7 protein-coding genes and 1 pseudogene are annotated in these 4,800 nt (G+C 65.1%); 2 read left to right on the top strand and 6 right to left on the bottom strand.

All coding sequences use genetic code 11. From position 1 onward, the window contains the following. Positions 1-123, bottom strand: a pseudogene (locus FFT21_RS28045) (IS5/IS1182 family transposase); the annotation flags it as partial. A gap of 72 nt (positions 124-195) precedes the next feature. Between FFT21_RS28045 and FFT21_RS28040 the strand changes: the two are divergent. Beyond that, a complete protein-coding gene (locus tag FFT21_RS28040; protein ID WP_137816916.1) occupies positions 196-651 on the top strand; it encodes a ParB N-terminal domain-containing protein in 456 nt (151 codons plus the stop codon). A gap of 234 nt (positions 652-885) precedes the next feature. On the opposite strand, the gene FFT21_RS28035 is transcribed toward FFT21_RS28040, so the two are convergent. The 5 genes from FFT21_RS28035 to FFT21_RS28015 form a co-directional block, all read right to left on the bottom strand. Continuing rightward, positions 886-1,470, bottom strand: coding sequence for a suppressor of fused domain protein (locus tag FFT21_RS28035; protein WP_137816915.1), 585 nt, complete (start codon positions 1,468-1,470; stop codon positions 886-888). An 18-nt stretch (positions 1,471-1,488) separates the two neighbouring features. Continuing rightward, a complete protein-coding gene (locus FFT21_RS30600; protein WP_307722968.1) occupies positions 1,489-2,043 on the bottom strand; it encodes an HNH/ENDO VII family nuclease in 555 nt (184 codons plus the stop codon). A gap of 7 nt (positions 2,044-2,050) precedes the next feature. After that, positions 2,051-2,671, bottom strand: a complete 621-nt coding sequence (locus FFT21_RS28025; protein ID WP_137816914.1) for a WXG100 family type VII secretion target — start codon at positions 2,669-2,671, stop codon at positions 2,051-2,053. Beyond that, entirely contained in the window at positions 2,668-2,850 is a 183-nt protein-coding gene (locus tag FFT21_RS28020) for a hypothetical protein (protein ID WP_137816913.1), read from the bottom strand. The genes FFT21_RS28025 and FFT21_RS28020 overlap by 4 nt, the downstream gene beginning before the upstream one ends. A 120-nt stretch (positions 2,851-2,970) precedes the next feature. After that, entirely contained in the window at positions 2,971-3,795 is an 825-nt protein-coding gene (locus tag FFT21_RS28015) for an IS5 family transposase (RefSeq protein ID WP_137816912.1), read from the bottom strand. A gap of 252 nt (positions 3,796-4,047) precedes the next feature. Here FFT21_RS28015 and FFT21_RS28010 point away from each other — a divergent pair, with 252 nt between their 5' ends. Next, a complete protein-coding gene (locus FFT21_RS28010) occupies positions 4,048-4,476 on the top strand; it encodes a YbaB/EbfC family nucleoid-associated protein (protein ID WP_192909809.1) in 429 nt (142 codons plus the stop codon). Positions 4,477-4,800 lie beyond the last annotated feature (324 nt).

The raw sequence follows: 4,800 nt of genomic DNA, 5'->3' as shown, positions 1-4,800 counted from the left end.
CGCACGGGGGTCTGCGCGCGAGCGTCCACCACCCTGCGGACGCGCCTTCGCTGGTGGGATGAGCGGCTCCACCAACGCCCAGAGTTCGTCGGGCACCAACCGTTCCGACAACGAGTCGATCACGGCGCGAGATCATCGCAGCCTACCCAGCAACATCCAAACGAGACACGCTCTAAGGACAACTCGGTACTACGTATGCTGGAAAACAGTCTCACCGACGGCGTCCTCTACCGTTATCGCCACACCAATACCGGCGGTGGTCGCACCGAAGCAATGCTGGCCATCCTCAAGACCTTCTGGACAGCGGTCAGCACTGTCTTCGCCGATGCCTGGGCACTCCCACCCCGCAAGTCACGGCTCACCCACGGCGTCGGCATCATCAGCCTGGGCTTCATTATGGACGCCATCGCCGACGCACGACTGGACGACCACGACGAGATCGACCTCGAACACTTCGTCAAAGAATTGTCGACACTCGACGAAGTGTGCCGCTGGACGTCCGGCACGTGGGAATTCCCCGACGGCAATCAGCGCAAATGGAACGACGTCCAAAACACTCCACGCGATATCCAACTAATCACCAACTACCTCCTCGGTGAATACCGCGCCGGCCCGGGCGGTCGAGGACCACGCCAGCTACGGCTAGGCTGACAGACATCCCAAGCGCTGAAGTGTGTCAAGCGAAGAGTAAGTTCGCTGCGGTTCCGTGTGTTTAGAGCATGTCTCATGTGGCAGCCCGTGAGGTGGATTAGCGCTGGTCGCAGCCCTGCATCGGCCCACGTGAGACGCGCTCTTAGTAACAAGCCGGAGGTGAGAGATTTCCCAGGTGGTGGGCACCCTGATGTTCTGGAGGGCCAAGCGCGCCGGCCACGAGCGGGGCTGGTGTCAGGTTGTGACCGGGTCGCGGTCGATGTCGAAGATGTCGATTTGCGCTTGTTCGAACAGGTCTTCCAGTGCTTCGGCACCATGGGTTTCGGCGTATCGGCGTTCCTCCTCTGCGATGGGTACCGCGAGCAGCCACGCGACGGTTTTATCGGGCAGCTCAAGTGTATGTGGTGCATCCCCCCAGATGAACGGACTCACGAACATCAAGTGCTTCATCGTGATGTCGGGGTCGTACATTTCGATGACACGAGGGAAGATCGTGCCAGGCTGGCAGAAGAGGTGATCGTTGATCACATAGAACGCGGCGGTGGAGAGAGCATTGGGGAAGAAATCGACATTGTTCGCGCAGGCTCCGACCAGTTCGACGCGGACCGGAAATTGCGCGCCGTCCCGGGTTAGTGGGGTGTCGGACAGGCCGAGGGTGGCATAGGAGTTGACGCCTTCGGTGGGCTGGTCCGCGCAGGTGAGGATGTCGACCGAGCTGTGGTGGTTGTCGTCCCAGTAGCGCGTCACAGTCGGCCGTCCGCCGAACGCGGCGGCCGCGGTGCGCGCGATGGTGCGGTTGGACTCCGAAACGGTGCTCACAAGCGCCCCGGCCTCCGATCACGGCCCGAAGTAGTCATCAGTGTGGTCTTCCCCTTGGTGGCTCCGGTTCGACGATGGTAGCTCAGGCCAGTAGTGGCTGGGATCGTTGTGCTCGTCGAGGAACTGCTTGCGGCCGATGCCGCGCTCGGCGGCGCTGGCCTGGTGTTTGCGGAACTCGTGGCCGGGCTTGTGCCCCATGTCCCACGGTTCGTCCTTCGACATGACCTGCTTGGTCAGCGGGTCACGGACCTTGCCGTCCTTCGCTCCCGCCTCCGCCTGGGCCCACACCTGGTCGCGCACACCCTTCCGGTAGCCGGAGGGACGCTTGTAGGTGGTCGGGTACTTGCCGGTCCGTTTCGACCCCCCGGACCCGGCTCCCGTGCCGGTTTTCTTCACCTTGGACGCTGCTTTGTTCGCCGTCGCCGCCGTCTTGTCCGCATTCTGGGCTGTCCGGTCGGCACGCTGGAGGGCCTTTTCGGCGCGGGTGGTTGCTTCGCCGACCTCCTCGGTGAGCTTCTCCAGATTCTTCAGCGACCGCGGGACGATCTTCATCGCCTTGGAGATCTTGCCCACGGGCGCGTCACACCCACTTCGCGATCAGGGCGACCGCGTCCGCGATGACTACGGGGGTGCCGATGCCCAGCGAGCATCCTTCGGTGGCCAGCCAGGCCGGCAGGTGCTCGAGGATCTCCGCGACGCACTGGGCGATGAGATCCCGCACCAGCATGCGCACGGCGGCCACGATCTGCCCGGACGCTTCGACGGCATCACCCACGCTGTTGGCCGCTGCGGCGCCGGCCTGAATCCCGCCGTGCTGGTCCAGAGCTTGCGCCCGGTAGGCGTCGCCGGCCTGCCCGGTCCAGCCGGAGGTGTCGTTGTTGACGTAGTTGCGTAAGTCGATGGCGTGCTCGCCGACCTGCTGAGCGTGCTGCCGCCAATGGTCCGCATACGCCTGGATCGCTCCCGGGTCGCCGGCGAACATGTCCAGCGCCTGGCGCAACACATGCACGTGCTCGATCAGCCAGGACACCCCCGAGGTCAGCAACGCATCCACCGGGTTGGCGATCGTGCCGAGAGCGTCCAGCCCGGTGCTCAGCCCGGCCAGCCCGCCCTCGGCCCAGTTCCCGCTGCGGATCGCGCTGGACAGATCCTCGATGTCTTGGGCTGCGGCAATACCTTCCGTCGCCGACGGGCTTGTCACAGCTGCTCCTCCAACCCCCGAAAGCCCGCGGTGGCCCCGCTCTCGGCCTGGTCGTAGTCCTCGAGGGTGCGTTGCAACATCCGCCCGGTCTGCGACACCGACTCCGACCCTGCGGAGATCACCTGCGAGGCGCGGTCCACCAACGGCTGCAGCAGGCCGGGGATGAAGCTGCCGATCACCCCGAACGCGTTCGGTGGTGCACCTGCTCCGGCGGCGCTGGACCGGGTCGTAGCCAGAGCGTCCGCGATTCCGTCAAGGTGCTGGCGGTGGGTGTGCAGCTCGTCGCTTAAGGAGTCCTTTCAGAATGCCGTGGTGGGCAGCTTGGCGGCGAGGATCATGCACTGGGCGAGTTGAAGGAACCCCTCGTGGATATCGTCGCGGGTCTCCCAGCGGATCCGGAGACGTCGGGGTCCATGCAGCCAGGCCAATGCAGCCTCGACCACCCAACGCAGCCGACCCAGCCCGGAACCATGGCCCTGGCCCCGTTGGGCGATGTGTGGGGTGATCTGCCGCCGACGCAGCTGGCGTCGGTGGCTGTCGTAGTCGTAAGCGCGATCGGCGTAGATCCCGCGGGGCTTGCGACGGGGCCGACCCCGGATGCCGCGTACCGGTCCGATTCCCTCGACCAGGGGCAGCAGTTGGGTGACGTCGTGGCGGTTGCCGCCGGTCAAGGCCACCCGCAGCGGGATGCCGCGGGCGTCGGTGATCACATGATGTTTCGAGCCTGGTCGTGCGCGGTCAACCGGACTCGGCCCGACTTTTGGGGAGCATCGCCCCCGTTTGGCCTGGATGTGCGAGGAGTCCACCACCGCGCGGGAGAAGTCCAGTTGATCGGCCGCACGCAGCTTGTCCAGCAGGACCTGCTGTAGTTGCTCCCACACACCCGCCTGCTGCCAGTCCCGTAGGCGCCGCCAGCAGGTCGAGCCGGACCCGAACCCCAATTCCTGCGGGAGGTATTCCCACTGGATACCGGTGTAGAGCACGAACAGGATGCCCTGCAGCGTCTTGCGGTCATCGATGCGCCGGCGTCCGGGATAGCGGAACCGGCGTCGTGGCCGCGGTAGCAAGGGCTCGATCAGTGCCCACAGCTCGTCGCTGATCTCCCACGGCTTGGGCCGGCGCACCGGGTACCACGCTCCTCACTCAGCGAACGTGATCAAGTCCGCTCCCACCGTGACACAACCAAAGATCATTCTGCAAGGACCCCTAAGTACGCGTAGCCGTCAGATGGCATCGACTCCCCCGGGTCTCCTCGGCAACCGTGCGTGGCTGCGTCATCATAAGAAGTGACGACTCGCGGAGCCGGCCGGTTCCCCCAACTTTCCCTGACCTCGCCGACGGAGACGACAGCCATGCCCAGCAGTGGCCCTGACGACATGGAACGGCAGATCGACCAGTGGGCCGCCCAGGTTCACGACAAGGCACGCCGCTACCAGGAACTCAAGGAGGACCTGGCGGCGATTTCCTCGACCGCCACCGCTGCCAACGGTGCGATCAAGGTCACCGTCGGGGCCTCAGGGCTGCTGACCAACCTCGAACTGACCGAAGACGTGCGCACCATGCGCGCCCACTACCTCGCCGCCCAGATCATGGACGCCATCCGCAAGGCACAGTCCACCCTCGGCGCGCAGGTCACCGAACTCATGCAACAGCGGGTCGGCGAGGACACCCAGAGCATCGCCGTCGTTGCTGCGAACTACGCCCGCCAGTTCCCGCAGCCCGACGAGCAGGACGAGGGGAGGGTCGCCGACAACGACGGCATCCTTGACTCCCTGCGCGGCAGCGCAACTCGCCGGTCGCCGTAGTTCTGTGACTGGCGAGCTGGCTTGGATCGGCTGTGCCTCCTGCCGAGATTTGTGAACTCGGCTGCGCGCAGCGATCAGCGCTGTCTGGCAGCCGTAAGCTCGGCAGGAGGATGGAACAGGTGGCGGGTCAGGGCTCCGGCAAAGTCGTCTGTAGACCTGCGTGACCAGTGATGTTGGTGGCGACACGCCGTGGAGATGCTTGGGCGGCACGGCCCTCGTGATGATCATGAAGGTTTCCTACGCCTTGATCGTCACGAGGGACCATGCCTGCCGCGTCATCATCGCCGATTCGCCCTGTCCTTGACCACCTTGTCGACGCGGTTG

Source organism: Gandjariella thermophila, from assembly GCF_005405885.1.
GTDB classification, from domain to species: Bacteria; Actinomycetota; Actinomycetes; order Mycobacteriales; family Pseudonocardiaceae; genus Gandjariella; species Gandjariella thermophila.
This window is presented reverse-complemented; position numbering and strand designations above follow the sequence as displayed.